The following is a 21537-nucleotide window of genomic DNA, read 5'->3' as shown; positions in this document are numbered from 1 at the left end:
AATTGTTAATGGTCAATTTTAAAATGCTCAATAAATTCACTAGCAAAGCGAATTGACAATTGACTATTCATCTTTTAGAATATAAAATCCGATTTTATTTTCTGCACCTGAGCTTCGGCTCCGATTTCAGCTCTTTCGTTATATAAGGTGTTGGCGTCTTTTCCTGCAACATATCTTAATTGATCTTTTCCGTCTGTGGCCGCTTCATAAATAACATTGGCAATAGCTTCCGGTGTTGAATAATTTGCAACCTGCTCCGGGCTGTATCCTTCCTGAACTTTACGCATTAATTTTTGATAAGCTTCATGTTGCGCTCCATCAAGAGAACGCCCGGCAAAATCGGTTTGTATTCCTCCGGGTGCTACTACTTTTACCTTAATTCCAAATTGGGCTAATTCGTACCCCATACATTCTGAAAATCCGTCAACAGCAAATTTTGTTGCGCTGTAAATAGAGCATGTCGGAAAGCCAATTAATCCAAAACTTGAAGTAATATTGATTAAAATACCCTCTTTTCTCTCTCTGAAATAAGGAGTAAAAGCCTTCGTAATTCTGATTACTCCCATCAAATTGGTTTCAATCTGCAATTTGATCTGATCATCCGTAAAAGCTTCCAAAGGTCCTACCAAACCGTATCCGGCGTTATTTAAGGCTACATCTACCTTATAGTTTTTAAGAATATAATCGATTGTTTCTTTAAGTTCTTGCGGATTGGCAACATCAAGTTTCAAAACTGTCACGTTTTCCAGTTGGGTAAGCTCTGTTTCGGCTTCTGGATTTCTCATGGTTGCAATAACATTCCATCCCTTGCTTTGAAATAATTTTGCTGTTGTCTTTCCTAAGCCTGATGAAGTTCCTGTAATAAAAATTGTTTTTTGCATTATAGTAAATTTTATACTGCAAAGTTGCTCAGAAGTCAGGACTTAAAAGTAGCCAAATTGAGTTTGGTTGTAGCTGTTTTGACGAAAAAAACATATTTTGAGAGACATAAGAAAAATAAGTATTTTAGCGATTGAATAATCATCACCTATTTACAAGAGTTAAGTAAAATTTATCACAAAAATCAGATTGATAAGGGTGGTTTGGCTATATAACTGATAACTAAAAAAATGATTACACGACTTTTATTATTCTTAACAATTATTTCAATACAGACTTTATCATCTCAAACTGTTCAGGAATATGATAAAATTTTGAAAATCGAAAACCTAAAATTCAATACCATTGAAATTAGGGTTTATAAAAAATATGCTATTTCGACAGGTTTAGAGCTATTCAGATTTTATCAAGATAATAAAGAAAACTGGAAAGCCGAATTTTATGAAACAGTTGCTTCAAAAAATAATAATGGTGAAATCAAAATAAGAACAAGAAAATCTAAATTAAATTCATTGAAAAATTTTGAATTAATTTGGATGCAGATTCTAGATACTGATATCATTCATTTACCTAAGTGGGAGGCTTTTGAATACAAATTAAAAAAGAAAAATAAAAAATACGAAATTGAAGATGGAAAAATTATTTCTTCAACTTCCGTGAGTCGTTCTTTAGACGGATCTTCATATTATGTGAAAATTAAAAATGGTAAACAAGAAAATGAGATTGAATATTCTAATCCTGAATCTTATTTAAAAACATACCCTAACGTCGATGAATTAATTTCATTTAAAGAACTATTAGATTTATTAAAAAATGACTTTAAAATATTCATTAAATAAACCGTAGTTTTGTAAAGATGCCAATCACCAGAACATATATTAATTTTTATAAAACAATTGTAGTTATTCTGCTTTTGGCTTTTTCATTATCGCCATGTTCTGTAAAAAGAGATGTTTTGGGGATTTTTGATATTCAGCATCTCAGTACTTTAAATAAAGTAAAAACAACGGTTAGTCCAACGGCAAATTGTGATACTGTTCATCATAATTTCTCTTCAAAAACTTCAATTTCAAAAGCGGATTTCAAGTTTAATGAAGTTTTTTCTTTTAAATTAAACTCAGTTTTAAATTTTTCTGAGGATACAGTTTCCCAAAACAAATATTCCGGAACGACTAGCGGAAACAGTCCGCCAAAATATATTTTATTTAAACAATTGAGGTTGAATTTGGTTTAGATTCAGTTCTAAGATCATTTTTTAACAATCAATTATTCAGTAAAATATCAATTTAATGAAAAATAATACCAATCAGCTTACTGATATGGCTGGTTTATATACGTTGTCGATCCGTATGGTTATCGGATGGACTTACTTCTCAGCCTTTTGGCGCAGACTCGTTCTCGAAAATAAACTCGATCCTGATGAAGCAGGATATATCGGAGAAAAATTCAATCATTTTTTACCCAACGCCTTAGGCATCAAACCGATTATCGAATATTTGGTAACGCATCCGGAAGCTCTGCATTCTTCGATGGTGACTTTTACCATTGTTGAAGCGGTGGTAGGATTACTTATTATTTTAGGTTTATTCACAAGATTAATGAGCATCGGGATTTTTGGTCTTGCCATGGGAATTTTATTAGGTTCGGGCTGGATAGGAACGACTTGTTTGGATGAATGGCAGATCGGAGTTCTGGGAATTGCGGGCGGATTTACTTTATTTTTAACAGGAAGCGGTTCTTATTCTTTAGATCATTATTTCTTGAAAAAAGATTTTAATTTCACTCAGAAAAAATGGTTCAAATGGATGGGATCAGGCACATTTCCTATTGTAAATCCTAAGCTTTTTGTATTGACGGGTTCCATTTTTATTTTCGGGCTTACACTTTATACTAATCAGTATTTTCATGGTGGAGTTTGGGGAACTTTGCATAATAAATCGGTAAAACCAAAGATTGAAATCTCTAATATTTCATTTAAAAATTCAGATTTAAAGTTTGAGGTTTACAGAACTGAAGGTGTGGATGTATATGGTTCTTTCCTAATCGGAATACAAGTTTTAAATGAAAAAGGAGATGTTTTAAAAGCATTAGATGGAACCGAACTTTCAAAATTTTCAAAAGAAAATATCAACAATCATTATGTAGCCAAAGTGAAAAATGGTAAACATAGTTTGATTATTCCTCTTGGGGCAAAAGCTGATTTAACCATTAAAATTAATGAGATTCTTGCTCAAAAAGATGAGATTCATACGTTGAAATTAATTGATATTAGTGGGATTGAATGGACGGCGAGGATTAAATAGTAGGTTTTGAACCCTTAAGGTTTTAGTTAAGTCGTTAAGATTACTAAGATAGATGCTTCAGCTACGCTCAGCATGACAGTTCTAATACTAACTGCATTATTCTAACAGTAAATTTTTAGCGATGTCATGCTGAGCGGAGTCGAAGCATCTTCTTTTCTGCAAAAAAGTCTTTTACAAAAAAAATCCTCCGAAAATTTCGGAGGATTTGTATTTATTTAAATATCATTTAGTGTACACCACTTAAATCTATTTTTTCTTTGCTTTTTCGTTCTTTTACCAATAAGATAAACGGAATACAAACTAGGAAGGCAATTCCTAAATAAAGGAAAACATCCATATAAGACAACACCGTTGCCTGTTTTGTGACCGTAAGATCAAGCATTTTGTAAGCCGCATTCATTGCGGCATCGGGAGTCATCCCTTTCGCCATGAAACTTGCTTTTAATCCAGCCAATCTTTGCTGGACATCAAAGTCATTGGAATCTAAATGCGAGACCAAATTAACCCTGTATTTCTGACTGGCATTCGCAATAAATGTTGTGATGGCCGCAATCCCGAAAGATCCTCCCAGCTGTCTCATCATCCCTGTAAATGCTGCTCCCTGACCAATCTCCTGACCTTTCAAAGTACTTAATGATAATGAGGTTATCGGAATAAATAATAATCCTAATCCGGCTCCTCTTACCATCAACATCCAGAAAAATGCGTCTTTACCGGTGTCGGGAGTCAATATTTTATATCCCCAGAAACTATAAACGAAGAACGTAAATAATCCTAAAGAAACCAAAATCTGCTGTTTTACTCCTTTTGAAAGCAATTTACCAATAATTGGCATCATGAAAGCGGTTGTTAATGCCGCCGGAATCATTAATGCTCCGGATTCTAAGGCCGTCCATCCCAAAATACTCTGAGTATATAAAGGAACAATAAATGTTGACCCGTACAACCCAAATCCTAATACAAAGGACATGACCGTTCCGATTCTTAAGTTACTGTTTTTCAAAACTCTCAGCTCTACAATCGGATATTTGAAGGTAAGTTCCCTCCAGAGGAATAATATAAATCCTAAAACTGCTGATACTGTGAATGCTACAATCCATCCACTTGCAAACCAGTCTTCTTCATGACCTCTTTCTAAGATATACTGTAATGAACCTACGGTAACTGCCAATAAAGCAATTCCTAACCAGTCTACATCTGAAGCTTTACGTTTTTCAGCATATTTCGGACTTTTTATAAACTGTAATGTCATTAAAGTTGCTGCAATCCCGATTGGAATATTAATATAGAAAATATATGGCCAACTGAAATTATCAACAATATAACCTCCTAATGGCGGACCTAATGTTGGGCCAATAATTACTCCCAGACCATAAATAGCCTGAGCCATACTTCTTTTTTCAATCGGATAAGATTCTGTAATAATGGTCTGCGATGTTACCAGTAAGGCTCCACCCCCAATTCCCTGACATAATCTAAAGAATACCAACTCCCAAATATTATCTGCATTACCGCATAAAAACGAGAACACGGTAAAAATGATAATGGAAGCTGCAAAGTAATTTCTTCGTCCAAACTGCTGAGAAAGCCAACTCGTCATCGGTACAACAATTACGTTACCAATGGCATACGCCGTAATTACCCAACCCACTTCAGAAAGTGTAGATCCCAGGTTACCTTTCATCTCGTTCAGGGCAACGTTCACAATCGTGGAATCCACAATTTCAAGCAAAGCACAAAGAATAGCCGTGATCGTAATGATCACTCTTCGGGCTCCATATTCTACTAATGAATCTTCCATAGTTTTTTTATAGGTACTAAAAAATTAAGAGATTATGAGATTTAGAAATTTTAGAAATAAGAACAAGCATTTTTACGAACTAACTTCGTTCTTTATTAAGCTCGACTATAAATTATTTAGTTATTAAATAATTCAAATCAAGCATCAATTTCTAAATCCCTTAATTCCTTATTATTTTTAATTATTTTTTAAAAGTGAATTGTCAATTATTAATCAACTCCATTGTCAATTTTACTCCTTCATTTCCAACTTCATCATTGATTTTCATCTACAAAACCGATATCAACTTCTTTGTCAGCTTTCTGCTTCATTATACTTCTACATTGAACTCCATCTGCAAAACCATCTTCATCACCTCATTTCCTTCTTCATCACTGAATCCTTCCACAAGATCGGCATCAAACTTCATCATCAATTTTACTGCATCATTTTCTTTTCACAATTGACTTGCTTCTGCAAAATTGACAATCCACTTATTTAAATATTATTTCAAAGTAACTTCGGCTTTCACGTTCATCCCTGTTCTTAGCCTTTTAGCAACGTTGGGATCTAGTTTTACAAAGTCAATTTTCACAGGAAGTCTTTGTACAACTTTTACGAAGTTACCACTCGCGTTATCCGGAGGAAGAATAGAGAATGTAGAACCTGTAGCCGGAGAGAATGAACTTACTACCCCATCAAATTCTGTGTCCGGGAAAGCATCGATTTCGATTTTTACTTTTTGACCTTCTACCATTTTGTCAACCTGAGTTTCTTTAAAGTTGGCCACAACCCATTTTTGGTCATTTTTAACTAAACTGAATAACTGAGATCCCGCCTGTAAATACTGTCCTGCCTGAATTGGAACTTTTCCAACAAATCCGTCTTCCGGAGCAAGAATAATGGTGTAAGAAAGATTCAATCTTGCATTTTCTACGTCAACTTCTCTTTGCTTAGCCACTGAACCTGCAACGCTGATCTGTTGAGAACTTGCAGCCGTCTGAGAAGAAGCGATACCGGTTTGTTGAGCAATTTGATTTCTCTGATCAACTAAAACCTGTAATTGTCTGTCTGCAGATTGTTTTGCAGCCAAAGCCTGCTCATATTGTTGTTCTGTGATCGAGTGGTCTTTTACCAAAACAGAATATCTTTTTAAATCCTGATTTGTTTTCCAAACGTTTACTTTTGCAGCTTCGATTTGAGCATTTGCCGTTGTAACAGCTGCTTGTGAGCTTCCTATATTTTTAGATGTTGCTGTAGTGCTTGCCTGAGCGTTTGAAATGTTGCTTTTTGCAGTCGCTAAAGCTGCTTCAGCCTGTACCAAAGCCATTTTTTGATCTCTGTTATCAAGAATAACCAAGGTATCTCCTTTTTTAACAAACTGATTATCTTTTACTTTTACCTGCGTTACATATCCTGAAACTTTAGAGATCACAGGACTCATGTTAGAAGCGATCTGAGCATCGTCAGTTTCTTCGTGAGTCTGTCCGTAAGAATATGTTCTGTATCCGTAGATCCCTCCCACTACTACGACAACCGCTAAAATGATTGGGAAAACTAAACTCTTTTTCTTTTTAGGTTCAGTTACTGGTGTATTATTATTTTCCATTTTTGGTCTTAATCTTATTTAATTGTTAAAGTTCCTGTAGTTTGTAATAGTTTTCTGTAAGCCAATGCTGCATCTGCTTTTGCGTTAATAACTCCAACATTTGAAGAGATCTGTGCTGCGTCTGCATCCAATAATTCGGTCATGGTAGCCAAACCGTTGTCATATTTATTTTTTGTAATTCTGTAGTTTTCATTAGCCTGTTCAGCCGCTTTTTCATACACTGCGATTCTCTTTTTAGAGTAATCTGTGTTTTGATATTCTCTGTTGACATCAAGCTTAATGTTGTCATTCAATAATTCATTGTTGGCAGCTAACTGTTTTTCTCTTGCCTGAGACTGTCTTAATGAAGAATTCTCTTTCCAAAGATTTGATAGATTATAAGAAATTCCAACTCCCACATTTACCGCATTGTAAAGGGTAAGGAATTTCGGAATATCCGCAGCTACATAGCCTCCCGTAAATGCAATTGAAGGAAGATTTTCAGCTTTTGCCGATTTTGATCCCAACTCAGCAGCTTTTCTCTGTTGAGCCAAAGCCTGTAAATCTTTACGGTTTTCTCTTGCCTCGTTTACATAAAAATCAACTGCTTTTACTTCAGAACCTTCGTCGATATAATTTTGATCAACTTCAATTTCTGTATTATCAGGCAATCCTAATAAAAGATCCATATTGATGTTGGCAATATTATAGTTGTTTTTTGCTTCCAATAATTGCAGTTCGATATTTGAAGTCTGAAGGTTTGCCTTTAAACGGTCATTTCTAGCGATAACTCCATTATTTTCTAGTTTAAGAAAAGTCTCATCTCTTTTTTGAGAAGCAGTAAGGTTTTCTTCTAAAACTTTAATAGACTGATTCGCTTTAAACAAATTATTGTAAGCCTGAGCAACGTTGTAAGCAATGGCTATTTTATCATTTTCTGTGCTTAATTTTGATGCTTCCACCAAATATTTCGCAGACTGAATACCATATTTAATTCTTCCACCGTTGTAGATCGGAACACTAAGATTCACAGATCCATAAGCTACCTGATGTACTTCCGGACCTGCTGCTGCTGAAACACCAGGAATTTTTAGATCAATCGTTGGTTTAATGGGAAGATACATATAGCTTCCGGAAACTTTCAATTCAGGAAGTTGTCTGTTTTTTGCTTCCAAAAGATCAGCTGTAGCTTCTTCTATTTTAGCTGCATCAATCTTAAGGCTCTTGCTGTTTTGGATTCCCAACTGCACAGCTTCATCGAGGGTGAGTTGTTTTTTCTCCTGAGCATTTATGTTTGCAATTCCTATAAATAGAGAAAGTGCAATAACTGAATTATTTATTCTCTTCATAACCTAAAAGGTCTTTTAGTATATATTTAATATGTTTATTGAGTTCCGTGTAATATTTTTCATCAAAAACCTCTTCATCTTCAGTATCATTTAAAAATTCTTTATACATTTCTTTAGCATTGGATGCGTAGAATAATGTCCCACTCACTGTTGTATGAAGCAGATAAATAGGAGGATTTTTTGTGAAGATACCTTTCTCTAAACCACTTTCTAAAATCTTTGAATACATTGCAATGAAACCCATTTTCGTTTGTTTAAGAAACTCAACGATCTGAGGGTTTTCTGCATGTAGCTGCTCTCTCTGCATGATTCTGTAAAAACATTTTTGATGTCTTATCCTTCCTGCAAACTGATCTACTATTTTTTCTATTTTTTCCCATTCATTGATGTCGGTTCTTTCCAAAATATCTTTGGAGAAGAATTGCCCTTCATTCATTCTGTATTCAACTAATTTTTCATATAGTTTTTCTTTAGAACCAAAATAGTAAGATATCATAGAAATATTCACATTCGCGGCTTTTGCGATCTCCCTGGTGGAAGTTCCTTCAAAACCCTTTTCAGCAAAGAGCTTTTCAGCAGCAAACAATATATTTTCTTCTTTTGAAATCATTATACTCTCATTTTTCAAGGGGCAAATTTACACAAGATTTTTAATAAATCAAACGATTGATTGATTATTTAATTAAAATTTAATATTCCTTACTATAACTCGCTGGATAGCATTAGATCTCTGTTAAATAAATTTAAATTGATATGAATAAAATATTATTAATTATATCTATTGAATTATTCATTTTGATTAAAATTATCCTAAAAACGTAGCCGACAAGAAAAAATATAATGTGAATAATAAAAAACTCCGACCATTAAGCCAGAGTTATTATTTATGAGTTCTTATGAATATATCTTGATAATTTTATTCCCAGATCTGTCCAGATTATCTTAGGATTTCCGTTTCGGGTTAAATGTAAATCGGCAGTTGAAATTTCGTCCAAAATACTTTCGATATTCGCTCCGCTGATGAATTTTGAAAATCCTGCCCAGTTAAAACCATTAGCATCAATTTTTTTATACACCAGACTTTCCGACTGATAATTTTGAAGCAAGGCTAATCTGAAAATTTCAGAACAGTAATTCAGAAAGTTTTTCTGTTTTTCTCTGTTCCAGCCTGCGATCTCTCTTGCCCAAAGAATGATGCTTTTAAGGAATTCAGGTTTCTTTTTTACCATAAATGCATCGCGAACCCATTGAACAAATAATTTCTCAAACTCATCGCTTTTATTTCCTGAGTTTAAAAGTTTGAGGGCATCATTCAAATCTCCCTGAGCCTGGTGAACGATTTCTCTTACCTTTTCATCAGTTACAGAGAAATTCTTCTTAAGATAATTTTCTATATCGTTATCATTAATTCTTGGGATCTCCACAACCTGCGTTCTGGAAAGAATCGTGGGAAGAATATCATTAATATCTTCGGCTGTAAGAAGGATAATTGTTTTTGCAGGAGGTTCTTCTAAAAATTTCAGGAACTTGTTGGAAGCAGCAGTATTCATTTTATCTGCTCTCCAGACAATCAGAATTTTAGTTCCGCCTTCAAAACTTTTAAGAGAAAATTTTTGATTTTGATCATCAACTTCATCCGCAGAAATAAAGAGTTGCTTATTTTCAGACTCAAGAAAAGCTGTCCAGTCATCATAGCTTGCATAAGGTGAAGCCATGATCATTTCTCTGAATTCTTCAAACTTATTTTTGCTTAAAGAATTTCTGTTATCCGTAAAAACCGGGAAGCTGAAATGCAGATCAAGGTGATTTAAATGTTCCACTTTTGATGCAGCGTGCTCGTTTTCACCTTTTAAAATTTCCTTTGCATACGCCAAAACCATGGGAAGCGTTCCGTAACCCTCTTTTCCTATGAAAAGCTGGGCGTGGCTTACTCTGTTTTCAGCGATACTGTCTTTAAGAAGTTTTTTCAGATTTTCCTGTCCGGCAATGTTCTCCCAATTCATGTCCCAAAGATAAAGAAAATTGTAATTTGATGGTTCGTCAATTTTACATTAAAAGATAAGGTTAATTAAATCCTGCTTTGCAAGACAACGATGAATTTTTCAAATGTCAAAAAAATCAAAACGAAATTAATTGATTATTTATCATTGATAACTTTTCATAAATAATTTAAAAGATTAACAGTAAAGCTAATTGACCATTGACAATTCACTATATTTCACCCTTAACAAACTTTAACCTCATATAATTTTTACAATTCATTAATATTTAAGATATTTGCGCATTATTTTAAAAATAAAGAATGAAAAAAATCTTTGTACTATCATTCATATCAGTTGGATACTTCCTTAATGCGCAGAGTCTGAGTAACTCACCTTATGCAACTTACGGAATTGGAGATGTAAAATATGATAATACGATTGAAACTGCTTCTATGGGAGGGATCTCCACAGCTTATATAAGTGACTTTACGAGTAGTTTCAACTTCGCAAACCCTGCAAATAATGCTAATTTCGAGCTTACAAGTATAAAATTGGAAGCTACCAACGAAAATAATTATTTCAAAACTGATTATAATAATACGAAGTCTACAAAACATTCTACGTATTTATCTAATATTTCTTTGGCATTTCCTTTGTCACCAAAGGTGAAGATGGGACTTTCTTATCAGCCGTACAGCTCTAAAAGCTATGATATCTTAAATTCTACAGTCGCAAAAGACGACATGGGAAATGATATAACCATAGCCAACAGATTCAGAGGAACAGGTACATTGAATGCTGCACAGATCGCATTATCTTATAAAGTAGCAGATCAGTTCTCTGTGGGAGCCAGAGCTAATTATTACTTCGGTAATCTTTATGATACGAACGAAATTGCTTATTCTAATGCTGAGCTGATCAACGGTTATGAAACTAAAAACAGTATTAAAAACTTCAACTTTACGTTAGGAGCAAGTTACCAAAAACTGGATACCCGTAACGACCGTAAGCTTACCATTGGTGCTACTACTACTTTCGGGAACACAAGTAATATGATGACTGACTATAAAAACAGTACTTATTATTACACTACCGGAGATGTAAAAGCTGGAGAAGGTACTCCTATTGAAGAAAAAAGTACAAGCTCTAAAAACCTTTTACCATTACAGGCGTCTGTCGGTGTAGGATATGGTGAGGAGAACAAGTGGTTCCTTTCCGGCCAGGTAGACTATAAAAAAGGAGAATCAATTACTTATTTTGGAAAAAGCTTAGATCTACAGGATTCTTACAGAATTTCTGCCGGAGGTTGGTATTTACCAAACTACAACAACTTTAGAAATTATTTCTCAAGAGTTGTCTACAGATATGGTGCTTTTTATGAAAAAGGAAGTCTCAAAATTGCAGGAACAAACATCAATAAATTTGGTATTTCTGCCGGAGTACTTCTTCCATTCAAAACAAGCAGCATAACAAGAATGAGCGGTCTTGAACTTGGCTTAGAAGTCGGAAAAAGAGGAACCCTTGAAAATAACCTGATTAATCAGAATTATGTTAACTTAAAGGTTGGTTTCAATTTTGCTGATAAGTGGTTCAGAAAGCGTTTACTTGAATAAAATGAAGTTTATAAAAAACATATCATATAAAAATATAGCATACCTTTTTAGTTGTGCTATATTTTTTGTATTGACATCCTGTGAAGAAGATCTTACCAAATCCAAAGGTCTTCAAAGCAAAAATTTTCCTTCTACAATCATTCACAATGCTAAGATTGTTCAAAGAGATTCCGGTTTTATAAGCATGAAAGCACTCGCTCCTATGATCGAAAAATATGAATTGATAGACAGCCCGTATACTGTCGCTAGAAAAGGAATTAATATAGAATTTTTCGACAAAAAAAAGCCTAAAATTCCCGGAAGAATCACCGCAAAATATGCCCGGATTTTTGAATATAAAAAATTCTACGAAGCAAAAGGTGACGTAAGAATTACCACAAACGAAGGACAAAAATTTGCCATGCAGAGTATTTTTTGGGATCAGAAAAAACAAAGAATATTTACGCGTGATACCGTTTTTGTAACGATGGAAGACGGATCTACCCTTATCGGAGCCAATGGAATGACTGCTAAAGATGACTTTTCTGAATATACTTTCTATAAAAATTCAGGGAATTTCAGCACAACCAAATTATCCGAATCTAAAAAATAAATACCTGCTATGATCTTGCATGCAATAGGATTAATGTCTGGAACCAGCCTGGATGGCCTGGATATCTGCTATGCAGCATTCGAAAAAAAGGAAACCTGGAGTTTTCAGATCATAAAGGCCGAGACAATTCCTTATCCTAAAATCTGGGAAGATAAACTCCGTAATTCGATTCACCTTTCTGCAGAAGAATTATTAGAATTACATTCAGAATACGGTTTTTATTTAGGAAAACTTACTCAAGATTTCATTCAAAAATTTGAATTAAAAAATATTGATCTGATCGCTTCTCATGGTCATACGGTTTTTCATCAGCCTCAAAAAAAATTCACCCTACAAATTGGAGACGGAAGAGCCATTAAAATAGAAACCGGTTTACCTGTAATTTACGATTTCCGTTCTCAGGACGTTTTGATGGGTGGAAATGGCGCACCACTAGTTCCGATTGGTGACGAATTGTTGTTTTCTCAATACAACGCTTGTCTTAATTTAGGCGGTTTTTCTAATATTTCGTTAAAAATTAATGATAAAAGAATAGCTTTTGACATCGCTCCTGTTAATATCGTATTGAATAAATTAGTTCAAAAATTCAATAAAAGCTTTGATGAAAACGGAGATCTTGCGAAAACAGGGGAAATTAATGACGAATTATTATTAAAACTTAATTCATTAGATTTCTATCAACAGTTTCATCCAAAATCATTAGGAATTGAATGGTGTAACAAAAACATTTTCTCTTTGTTCGAGAATATTGAAACTATTGATGTTTTAGCGACATGTACAGAACATATAGCTCAACAAATTTCTAAAGTCATTAATGAAAATAAATTAAAAAATATCCTCTTTACGGGTGGCGGCACGTATAATACTTATTTAATTGAGAAAATTAAAGAAAAAACTACCGCTGAGATCATTATTCCTGAAAGAGAAATCATAGACTATAAAGAAGCACTGATCTTTGCTTTTATGGGTGTTTTAAGGCTTAATAATGAGATTAATGTGCTTGCTTCTGCAACAGGAAGTTCATTCGATCATAGTTCAGGAGTCTTTGCTTAAAAATAAAGAATAATTTTTTCAGAAAAAACTTTATTTATCATACCTACAATATTCAATAACCCAGAAGAAATCTTAAAATCATCATAGTAAAAGTCTTTTCTCTAATCTTCTACTTCTATAATTACATAGGTAAATTAAATACACGCATGGTAAAATCCTATTATTGAATAGTCAATATATAATAACGCATGGTAAATTCTTATTATTGAATGAGAAAATCATATTATTCAATCAGCAATATCTAATTATCAATAGGAAACTTCTATTAACGGATCTGCAAATCATGATTTTCAAATTTCATTGCATAAAAAAACCTCCATTACTGAAGGTTTTCTATATTATTTATAAGCTTCAATCTTATCCGTTAAGGTATTGATGAAGTTTTGTAAAGGTTTTTCTACCATCATTTTGATAAATGGATTGAATTTTCCTTCAAAAAGCATCTGTACTTCAGTCTGATTTTCGTTGATTGGGTTTAAAGTTGCCGTTAAAGCAAAATCTAAACTCGAACTTGCAGACTTTAAAACTGCTTTCTGCTCCGTAACTTCATCTATTTTTAAAGCGATTTCCGGCATTCCCTGTAACCCGAATTTAAAGCCATCTTCTCTGGTTTCAAACTTTTGAAGACCGTCCGGCATAAAATCTTTATAATTTTCAGGGGTTTTTAGTATTTCGGATAATTCTTTAGATGATTTATTGACAATAATCTTTCGTCCTTCTAAATTCATTTTTTATTTTTGTATTTAAATTCTTAATTAATTACAAATGTATAAAGTTTTTGTGAACGAAAAAAAATTATTGCTGTCTAAGCAATCCGAAGAGCTCGAAAAAAAGATCAGCTACGAAAGTTTCACAACTTTGGAGATCGCTTTGGATCTTTTGGAGAATACATCTGTAAAAGAACTCAATGTATTTGGTGAAAATATTGATGAGATCTGGGCTGAGTTTCAAAAACTTTTTAGAATAATAGAAGCTGCGGGCGGATTGGTAAATAACAATAAAGGTGATATGCTTTTCATCAAAAGGCTTGGAAAATGGGATCTTCCGAAAGGTAAAATGGAAAAAGGCGAGTCCAGAGAAGAGTCTGCCGTAAGAGAAATTGAGGAAGAAACAGGCCTGAGTAATGTTGAATTGGTAGATTTCATCAACACAACTTATCACATTTACATTGAAAGAAACGGCGAAAAGATCCTGAAATGTACCCACTGGTTTGAAATGAACTTCTTTGGAGAAGACACCTCAAAACCTCAAATCGAAGAAGGTATTACCGAAGTAGCCTGGAAAAACACCAAACAAATAGAAAATGAGGTTTTCCCAAGCACTTTTAAAAACATTGAACTGATTGTAAAAGAATTCTGGAATACGAAGACTAAATAAAGTCTATCGCTTTTTCCAGAGAAATCCCTCTTGAAGCTTTTAATAGAATATTTTCTGATTGAATGGTATTCAGTTTTAAATATTCTATTAATTCCGCTGTATTAAGAAAAGCAGAAGTTGAGGAATTTATATTTTTAAAATGTCCTCCGACAGTTATTATTTCATTGAAACCAAGATCCTGAGCCAGCTTCAGGATGTTTTGATGTTCTTTTTCACTCTCCTCTCCTAGTTCCAGCATATCACCAATAATGATCGTTTTTGCACCTTCAAAAGTAATAAAATTGTGTAAAGAAGCTGTCATAGAACTCGGGTTGGCGTTGTAAGTATCAAGAACTAATGTTTTATCTTCTTTTTTAACGATTTGAGAACGCATATTCGTCGGTGTGTAATTTTGAATGGCTTGCTTAATTTTTTCAAAATCAATTCCGAAATGCAATCCTAAACTCGCAGCAGCACAAAGATTGGTAAAATTATATTCCCCTGTAAGTTTAGATAAGGCTTTATTATTCTGATATGATAATCCTACAAAATGCTGTTCAGAAAAAGATTCAAAATTATAGTCTGAATGATCTTTTCCAAAAGTAATTTTAGGCTGATAAATCTCCGTTTTTTCTGACTGAATTGGATCATTTTCGTTGACTAAAATAGTCTGATGGTGATTTTTCAGATAATCATACAGTTCAGATTTACCTTTTATAACGCCTTCAAACCCTCCAAAACCTTCTAAATGAGCCTTCCCGAAATTAGTAATATATCCAAAATTAGGCTGGGAAATTGTACAAAGTAATTCTATTTCCTTTTGATGATTGGCTCCCATTTCGATAACAGCCATTTCATGTTCAGGTTTAATAGAAAGTACGGTTAATGGAACACCAATATGATTATTCAGGTTACCATACGTATATTGCACATTGTATTTCTCAGAAAGTACAGCATGAATAATTTCCTTAGTCGTAGTTTTCCCGTTACTTCCCGTAAGCCCGATAATAGGAATTTGGAGTTGATTTCTGTGATGAATCGCCAGTTTTTGTAAAAACTCCAATGTAGAGGGAACATAGAAAATATTTTTGTCTTTATTTTCAAAATCTTGTTGCTCTACAATTACAGCCAAGGCACCTTCATTTACTGCTTTTTCGGCAAAGGTAGCAGCATTGAAATTTCCCCCGGAAAAGGCAAAAAAAACATCATCCTTTCCTATTTTCCTGCTATCTATGGTAACTCTGTTAGATTGTAAAAATAAAGAGTAAAACTGTTCTATATTCATAGTTCAAAAATAAAAAAACCTTCCAATAATTTGGAAGGTTTTTGAAATTATTTTTGATAAATATTATCTTCTAGTTCTAGCCTTGTCATTAGCTCTAGCATCCTGTGCAACACGGAATCCGATCCATCCGTAAGCTTTACCTTGATTCTTGTATCTTCTTTGTCCCGGATCCAACCAATATGCTGTATCTTGCCAAGAACCACCTTTTACTACTCTAACATCGTTATTCATAGCAGAAGTTCTTTCCTTAGTATCTTTTTGTAATACAACTTTACCGTTAGCATTTACAATAAACCTTGTTTTAGGAGAATTATACATGTCGAAACCAGCAGCAGAATCACTTGCAGTTCTATAATCTAAAGATGATTGTCTGTCGCCATCTCTATAGTCTCTGTAATCAGCAACAGTTTCTCTTTCAAACTGACCTGGTAAGTTTTTGTAAACCAATCTACCGTCAGCTAAAGTATCATACTTAATATTGCTTTCGTCAACCATTTTATAAGTTCCGTCTCCGTTCTTCACAACAGCTTGAGGCATGTTTCCTCTGTAGTAGTTGAAATCACTGAAGCTTTCATCGATAATTGGTCTGTAAACATCGGCAGTCCATTCAGCAACGTTACCGTACATACCATAGATACCTAGGTCATTAGAAGGATATTGTCTAACATCTGCAGTTCTTGCAGCACCGTCATTTTTCCATCCTGCGATACCTGAGTAATCACCAGTACCCATTTTGAAGTTTTCAAGGTACATACCTCTGTCTCTTCCTTTAGTACCTCTTAGCAATTCAATTTCAGGTTTTTTACCTTTATATTGATTGTATTCTCTATTTTTAGCCATACCAAGAGCTGCGTATTCCCACTCAACTTCTGTTGGAAGTCTGAATTTGGTAACCATAGCAGCGTTTGGAGCTCTGTTTGCAGCAAGCAATCTTTGGTTGGTACTTTTTATACCAATTTTTTGCTGCATCCTTTTTTCGTTAATATATCCCTGGATTTCCGGATCATTCGACTTGAATTTATCCATGTTAAATGCAGTTCCTCCCTGGTTATTAGATTCATTGATGTATAAATCTTTAGCAATTACTCCTGCCTGCATTAAAGCTTTTTCGTTGGCTCTGTCTGACAACCACTCGCAGTATCTGTTAGCCTGCGTCCAAGATACACCCACTACCGGATAGTAATCGAATTCAGGAGAACGGAAATACGTTTCGTTGAAATCGTTTCTGGATAGTTTGTTATCCCACAATAAGGTATCCGGTAAAGCACCGTTATAGATTTCCTTAAAGCTTGGATCACTTGGAGGGAATACATACTTCAACCATGTAAGGTATTCGCGGTATTCATAGTTAGTAATTTCTGTTTCTCCGATAAAGAATGAACTTACCTGCATTCTGCGAGGCGAGTTATTCCAATCGTGCATAACATCATCTTTCACTAATCCCATTGTAAAAGTTCCACCTTCTACATATACCATTCCTGGCCAACCTTTTTGCTTCTGTTGCTTTCCTGCAAAAAACCAACCCTGTTTTTCGTTTGGCTTCCAACCTGTCTTGCTGACAAATTTTTTAGTACCACCGCCTTTATTGGTACCTGACCCACCACAACTGGTTAATGCAAGTGTAGAACTCAATGCTATTAATGAAAACAACTTTAGTTTTTTCATAGTCGATTATAAATATTTTCAAAGTACAAAGAAAAAATAAATTATTCAATAAATCAAGTAAAGATTTGATTTTTTTGAAAAATGTTCACAAATTAATTTTATTGTATCGCAATTTAATTCTAAAATTTTCATTTATTTTGTAATTTAGAAATTTCAAAATCAAACATGAAACAAAAAATAACGCTTTTATTCCTATTAAGCTTTATATCAACGATTTGGGCTCAAAAAACAACCATCAATTGGGATGGTGCCAAAATCCAAGATTTCGGTGAAACAAAGCTGAATCTCCCAAACTTTAAAAATGAGGGTTTTTCGTATGGCCAAAATAATGTTTTTATCACAACCAAGCAAAAAATTGGAGAAAAGCAGCTAAAAATTTCTAATCTAGTTTGGGAAAGTGTTTCCAGCAGAGATTTATTCGAATTAAATAAAGATTTATTACCCAACTACGAAGTTAAAGATGTAGCGTATTATTATCTTGAAGGGGAAAGATACGCCACCATCAGTGTTTCTCTGTTTAAAAATACAAGAGGAAATGTTCAAAGACTTTCATCATTTGATGTTTCTGAAACATCTTTATCAAATAATTTTGGAAATGCAGCTAAAGTCGGAACAACAAATAATCCTCTTTCAACCGGTGGTTTTTATAAAATAAAGGTTGACAAGTCTGGAATTTTTAAAATTACAAGACAGTTTTTACAGGATAACGGAATTAACCCTTCTTCAGTAAATCCTAAAAATTTAAGAGTCTACGGTAATGGCGGAATTATGCTTCCTGAACACAATCAGGATGTAAAATACAGTGCTTTGCAAGAAAATGCCATACAGGTTGTAGGTGAAGATGACGGGGTTTGGAATGATAATGATTATGCTTTATTTTATGCGCAAGGTCCTACCGGATACAACCTATATGATACCGGAAACGGTAATGGTTTCAAGAGAGTAGAAACAAGAAACGACAGAGCAAATCATCTAAAAAACATTTATGATGACTTTGCTTATTACTATATAACTTTCGACAAAGGAGTCGGAAAAAGAGTGCAGGCTGTAGATGCCAATTTACCTGCAACAGCTTTAATTACGAGATACGACAACTATCAGGTAATCGATAATGATCAAAAAAACTTACTAAAAGTTGGTAGAATATGGGTGGAAGATGCTCCATTTACTACAGAAAAAACGATTACGCTTAATACAAACTCGCCTATTCAAGGTTCAGATGTTATAAAATACGGAACCAGAGCAGTTGGTTATAAAGCTCAGCAAGACATTCTTACAGTCAGCATTAACAATCAAAATCCTATTCCGTTTTCTGTCCCTGCTAATACATCCAACTATATTTATGATTTTCACCCTATAAAATATGAAGGAACAGTGACAGGTTTAACCGGAAATCAGATCACTTTTAAGTATACTCCCAATATTACGCTTAATCCTAACGGAACTTTCTATATGGATTATGTAGAGGTACAATACAAGGAAAACCTAAGTTTTAATGGTTCCCAAATGAATTTTAGAGATTTTTCTCTTGCCAGCGGCACCAATACAGGCTATGGTTTCAGTATAGCAAACACATCTGCAATGGAGCAGGTATGGGACGTTACAGATATCACCAATGCTAACAGAAGAGTAAATAAAGCAACAGGTAATACTAATTTCAACTTTGGATATATCACGGGTGATCAAAATTTTAATAATGAATTTGTGGCATTTAGAGCAGATGCTGCTTTTACGCCTCAGTTTGTTGAAAGAATTGCCAATCAGGATCTTTCATCGCTACAAAATATAGATTATCTGATTCTTACAACTCCGGAAATGATGGGTCAGGCTCAAAGGTTGGCCAATTACCATCAGACTAAAAGCAACTTCGCCGTTCAGATAGTAGACATTAATAAAATCTACAATGAATTTGGAAGCGGGAGCAGAGATCTTACAGCAATCAGAGATTTTGTAACCAAATTGAATACCCCGGCCGGAAAATTAAAATATGTATTTATCTTAGGAGATACATCTTATGATTATAAGAACAGAATTTCAAATAACTCAAATGTTGTTTCAAGCTATGAAAGTGAAGCATCCGGAGACTTTGTAAACTCTTTTGTTACGGATGATTATATTGTAATGACGCAGCCTCAGACCGCTCAATTCATCACAAGTAATCTTCCCGATCTACCTGTCGGAAGGATTCCTGCGGCAAATACGACAGAAGCATCCAATATGATGGATAAGGTTTTGGCTTATTACAACAGTCTTCCTAGTCAGTCTACTCCGTTTGGAGAATGGCGTATGAAGCTGGATTTTGTAGTGGATGATGATCACGATGAAAACAGTAGTGCTATACCAATACCATTCCACACTACAATGAATAATGCATTGGTAAGCGTATTTGAACAGACAGGCCCTACTCTTAAAGAATATAATGTAAGAAAGTTATACTTGGATGCATTTCAGGCTCAAAGTACAGCCGGAGGACAAAGATATCCACAGGTAAATCAGGCTATTTCTAATGATATTGGGAACAGTTTATATCTTTTCTATTTCGGACATGGAGGTATCAATGGATGGGCACAGGAAAGAGTATTGACAACAGATGAAATTCAGAACTCAAATAATTTCTCGAATATTTATAGTAGATTTCCATTTGTATCAACAATAACATGTGAGTTTACATTATGGGATGATCCGGAAACATTCTCTGCAGGTGAGCAGTTTATTAAATTAAAACAAGGAGGAGTTTCTACAATGATCACTTCAAGCCGCGCCGTGGGTATTGGTTATGGTATTTCATTTACTGATATTTATACGAAGGAGATCTTCAAAATGGTAAATGATGACTTTGTTTCTTTAGGAAATGCACATTTAAATGCTAAAAAACTAAAAGGAGCAGACTCCAATCACTTAAAGGTAAATCTACTTGGCGACCCCGCAATGAAATTAAGCAGACCTAAGAGATTACTTATTATTGATAATATTGAAACTCCGGTTCCCGGATTGATCAGAGGTCTTGATTTTGTAAAAGTGAAAGGACATATTAATAATCCAAACGGGACGATTAATACAGGTTTCAACGGAAGAGTTGTTATCAATATTTTCGATAAGAGATTAAACAAGAAAACATTAAATAACGACGGAACTCTTACGGTCCTTAATTACACAGAAGAAGGGAGTGCTATCGTAAAAGCATCAGGAACAGCGGTGAACGGAGTATTTAATGTAGAATTCTACGTTCCGAAAGATATTAATTATGCTATCGGAGAAGGAAGAATCTTAGGATACGCTGATAATAAGGCGACTGACGTATTCAACAATCAGGCGGTACAGGTTGGAGATATTAATCCTAATGGAATTAATGACAACGAACCTCCAAAAGTAAAATTATACATGAATAACACCAACTTCGCCAATGGAGGTATTACCAACCAAAGTCCGATGTTGCTGGCATGTGTTACAGATGATACAGGAATAAATTCTACAGGGTCTGGTATCGGTCACGATATTACAGTATATTTGGACGGTCAAATTATCAACACAGTTGTTTTGAATGATTTTTATGCTTCAGGAGAAGGAAACGGATGTTTGAGCCCAAGTTTAGCAGATTACCAAAAAGGAAATGTAACCTACCCTTTCAGGAATTTAGCGATTGGCCAACACCAATTAACATTTAAAGTTTGGGACATAAACAATAATTCGACAACCTCTACGTTAGACTTTGAAGTTAAGGATGAAGCAGACCAGCACTTGGTGATTAACAGACCATTAAACTGGCCGAACCCATTTACAAACAAAACGTACATCCAGTTTGAGCATAATTGTGATGATATTTTGGATGTAAACGTTCAGATTTATACAATTACAGGAAAATTAGTAAGAACTTTATCTACACCTGTTGTTGCAGAACCTTTCCTACAGGGCTTTAGAACGCCACGTCAGGCAATAGAATGGGACGGAAGAGACGATTTTGGCTCAACAGTAGCAAAAGGTACGTATATTTTTAAGATATTTGCAAAAAGTCAAAACCAAGAAAAATGCAAAGGAAGTGCCACAGCTGTAGAAAAAATGGTACTTTTGAAATAAATTAAAATAATAATAGAT

The 21537-nt window shown here is 34.3% G+C and carries 17 protein-coding genes; 8 read left to right on the top strand and 9 right to left on the bottom strand.

Going from position 1 to position 21537, the window contains the following annotated elements:
* Positions 1-74: 74 nt before the first annotated feature.
* Positions 75-881 (bottom strand): SDR family oxidoreductase, encoded by an 807-nt coding sequence (locus BT156_RS10680; protein ID WP_072409945.1) that lies wholly within the window; start codon positions 879-881, stop codon positions 75-77.
* A gap of 228 nt (positions 882-1109) precedes the next feature.
* On the opposite strand from BT156_RS10680, the gene BT156_RS10675 reads away from it, so the two are divergent.
* From BT156_RS10675 to BT156_RS10665, 3 genes are read left to right on the top strand one after another with little or no spacing between them, the layout of a single operon-like run.
* Positions 1110-1718 carry a hypothetical protein gene (locus BT156_RS10675; RefSeq protein ID WP_072409943.1) on the top strand — a complete coding sequence of 203 codons (609 nt, stop codon included), beginning with the start codon at positions 1110-1112 and terminating at the stop codon, positions 1716-1718.
* A gap of 17 nt (positions 1719-1735) precedes the next feature.
* Positions 1736-2113 carry a hypothetical protein gene (locus tag BT156_RS10670; protein WP_072409941.1) on the top strand — a complete coding sequence of 126 codons (378 nt, stop codon included), beginning with the start codon at positions 1736-1738 and terminating at the stop codon, positions 2111-2113.
* Between the two features lie 55 nt (positions 2114-2168).
* Positions 2169-3182 carry a TQO small subunit DoxD gene (locus BT156_RS10665; protein WP_072409939.1) on the top strand — a complete coding sequence of 338 codons (1014 nt, stop codon included), beginning with the start codon at positions 2169-2171 and terminating at the stop codon, positions 3180-3182.
* A gap of 226 nt (positions 3183-3408) precedes the next feature.
* Here the strand turns inward: BT156_RS10665 and BT156_RS10660 are convergent, their stop codons facing one another.
* From BT156_RS10660 to BT156_RS10640, 5 genes are all read right to left on the bottom strand, one after another.
* Complete coding sequence (locus tag BT156_RS10660; protein ID WP_072409937.1) at positions 3409-4983, bottom strand: DHA2 family efflux MFS transporter permease subunit; 1575 nt, start codon at positions 4981-4983, stop codon at positions 3409-3411.
* Between the two features lie 484 nt (positions 4984-5467).
* Complete coding sequence (locus BT156_RS10655; RefSeq protein ID WP_072409935.1) at positions 5468-6571, bottom strand: HlyD family secretion protein; 1104 nt, start codon at positions 6569-6571, stop codon at positions 5468-5470.
* Positions 6572-6585: 14 nt separating this feature from the next.
* Positions 6586-7899, bottom strand: a complete 1314-nt coding sequence (locus BT156_RS10650; protein ID WP_072409934.1) for a TolC family protein — start codon at positions 7897-7899, stop codon at positions 6586-6588.
* Positions 7883-8509 carry a TetR/AcrR family transcriptional regulator gene (locus BT156_RS10645; RefSeq protein ID WP_072409933.1) on the bottom strand — a complete coding sequence of 209 codons (627 nt, stop codon included), beginning with the start codon at positions 8507-8509 and terminating at the stop codon, positions 7883-7885. The genes BT156_RS10650 and BT156_RS10645 overlap by 17 nt, the downstream gene beginning before the upstream one ends.
* A gap of 274 nt (positions 8510-8783) precedes the next feature.
* Positions 8784-9902 carry a DNA polymerase III subunit gene (locus BT156_RS10640; RefSeq protein WP_072409932.1) on the bottom strand — a complete coding sequence of 373 codons (1119 nt, stop codon included), beginning with the start codon at positions 9900-9902 and terminating at the stop codon, positions 8784-8786.
* A 299-nt stretch (positions 9903-10201) separates the two neighbouring features.
* Here BT156_RS10640 and BT156_RS10635 point away from each other — a divergent pair, with 299 nt between their 5' ends.
* The 3 genes from BT156_RS10635 to BT156_RS10625 are packed head-to-tail and all read left to right on the top strand — an operon-like array spanning position 10202 to position 13139.
* A complete protein-coding gene (locus tag BT156_RS10635; protein WP_072409931.1) occupies positions 10202-11494 on the top strand; it encodes a hypothetical protein in 1293 nt (430 codons plus the stop codon).
* Position 11495: 1 nt separating this feature from the next.
* Positions 11496-12086, top strand: a complete 591-nt coding sequence (gene lptC / locus BT156_RS10630) for an LPS export ABC transporter periplasmic protein LptC (RefSeq protein WP_072410101.1) — start codon at positions 11496-11498, stop codon at positions 12084-12086.
* Between the two features lie 9 nt (positions 12087-12095).
* Positions 12096-13139 carry an anhydro-N-acetylmuramic acid kinase gene (locus tag BT156_RS10625; RefSeq protein WP_072409930.1) on the top strand — a complete coding sequence of 348 codons (1044 nt, stop codon included), beginning with the start codon at positions 12096-12098 and terminating at the stop codon, positions 13137-13139.
* Positions 13140-13477: 338 nt separating this feature from the next.
* Here BT156_RS10625 and BT156_RS10620 read toward each other — a convergent pair whose 3' ends face one another.
* Entirely contained in the window at positions 13478-13867 is a 390-nt protein-coding gene (locus BT156_RS10620; RefSeq protein ID WP_072409929.1) for an orotate phosphoribosyltransferase, read from the bottom strand.
* Between the two features lie 37 nt (positions 13868-13904).
* On the opposite strand from BT156_RS10620, the gene BT156_RS10615 reads away from it, so the two are divergent.
* Positions 13905-14516, top strand: a complete 612-nt coding sequence (locus BT156_RS10615; RefSeq protein ID WP_072409928.1) for an NUDIX hydrolase — start codon at positions 13905-13907, stop codon at positions 14514-14516.
* Here the strand turns inward: BT156_RS10615 and BT156_RS10610 are convergent.
* On the bottom strand, positions 14509-15780 hold the full coding sequence (locus tag BT156_RS10610; RefSeq protein ID WP_072409926.1) for a UDP-N-acetylmuramoyl-tripeptide--D-alanyl-D-alanine ligase: 1272 nt from the start codon (positions 15778-15780) through the stop codon (positions 14509-14511). The genes BT156_RS10615 and BT156_RS10610 overlap by 8 nt on opposite strands.
* A gap of 63 nt (positions 15781-15843) precedes the next feature.
* A complete protein-coding gene (gene gldJ, locus BT156_RS10605; protein WP_072409924.1) occupies positions 15844-17445 on the bottom strand; it encodes a gliding motility lipoprotein GldJ in 1602 nt (533 codons plus the stop codon).
* A gap of 165 nt (positions 17446-17610) precedes the next feature.
* Here gldJ and porU point away from each other — a divergent pair, with 165 nt between their 5' ends.
* Complete coding sequence (gene porU, locus BT156_RS10600) at positions 17611-21519, top strand: type IX secretion system sortase PorU (RefSeq protein WP_072409922.1); 3909 nt, start codon at positions 17611-17613, stop codon at positions 21517-21519.
* Positions 21520-21537: the final 18 nt, after the last annotated feature.

Source organism: Chryseobacterium limigenitum (assembly GCF_900114875.1).
Taxonomy (GTDB): Bacteria; Bacteroidota; Bacteroidia; order Flavobacteriales; family Weeksellaceae; genus Chryseobacterium; species Chryseobacterium limigenitum.
The sequence above is the reverse complement of the archived record's forward strand: the minus strand, read 5'-3'. Positions and strand labels throughout refer to the sequence as shown.

What these genes read in the sequence shown, in the direction of transcription:
- BT156_RS10680 (WP_072409945.1), bottom strand. Translation starts at nt 881, where the DNA reads ATGCAAAAAACAATTTTTATTACAGGAACTTCATCAGGCTTAGGAAAG.
- BT156_RS10675 (WP_072409943.1), top strand. Translation starts at nt 1,110, where the DNA reads ATGATTACACGACTTTTATTATTCTTAACAATTATTTCAATACAGACT.
- BT156_RS10670 (WP_072409941.1), top strand. Translation starts at nt 1,736, where the DNA reads ATGCCAATCACCAGAACATATATTAATTTTTATAAAACAATTGTAGTT.
- BT156_RS10665 (WP_072409939.1), top strand. Translation starts at nt 2,169, where the DNA reads ATGAAAAATAATACCAATCAGCTTACTGATATGGCTGGTTTATATACG.
- BT156_RS10660 (WP_072409937.1), bottom strand. Translation starts at nt 4,983, where the DNA reads ATGGAAGATTCATTAGTAGAATATGGAGCCCGAAGAGTGATCATTACG.
- BT156_RS10655 (WP_072409935.1), bottom strand. Translation starts at nt 6,571, where the DNA reads ATGGAAAATAATAATACACCAGTAACTGAACCTAAAAAGAAAAAGAGT.
- BT156_RS10650 (WP_072409934.1), bottom strand. Translation starts at nt 7,899, where the DNA reads ATGAAGAGAATAAATAATTCAGTTATTGCACTTTCTCTATTTATAGGA.
- BT156_RS10645 (WP_072409933.1), bottom strand. Translation starts at nt 8,509, where the DNA reads ATGATTTCAAAAGAAGAAAATATATTGTTTGCTGCTGAAAAGCTCTTT.
- BT156_RS10640 (WP_072409932.1), bottom strand. Translation starts at nt 9,902, where the DNA reads ATGAATTGGGAGAACATTGCCGGACAGGAAAATCTGAAAAAACTTCTT.
- BT156_RS10635 (WP_072409931.1), top strand. Translation starts at nt 10,202, where the DNA reads ATGAAAAAAATCTTTGTACTATCATTCATATCAGTTGGATACTTCCTT.
- lptC (WP_072410101.1), top strand. Translation starts at nt 11,496, where the DNA reads ATGAAGTTTATAAAAAACATATCATATAAAAATATAGCATACCTTTTT.
- BT156_RS10625 (WP_072409930.1), top strand. Translation starts at nt 12,096, where the DNA reads ATGATCTTGCATGCAATAGGATTAATGTCTGGAACCAGCCTGGATGGC.
- BT156_RS10620 (WP_072409929.1), bottom strand. Translation starts at nt 13,867, where the DNA reads ATGAATTTAGAAGGACGAAAGATTATTGTCAATAAATCATCTAAAGAA.
- BT156_RS10615 (WP_072409928.1), top strand. Translation starts at nt 13,905, where the DNA reads ATGTATAAAGTTTTTGTGAACGAAAAAAAATTATTGCTGTCTAAGCAA.
- BT156_RS10610 (WP_072409926.1), bottom strand. Translation starts at nt 15,780, where the DNA reads ATGAATATAGAACAGTTTTACTCTTTATTTTTACAATCTAACAGAGTT.
- gldJ (WP_072409924.1), bottom strand. Translation starts at nt 17,445, where the DNA reads ATGAAAAAACTAAAGTTGTTTTCATTAATAGCATTGAGTTCTACACTT.
- porU (WP_072409922.1), top strand. Translation starts at nt 17,611, where the DNA reads ATGAAACAAAAAATAACGCTTTTATTCCTATTAAGCTTTATATCAACG.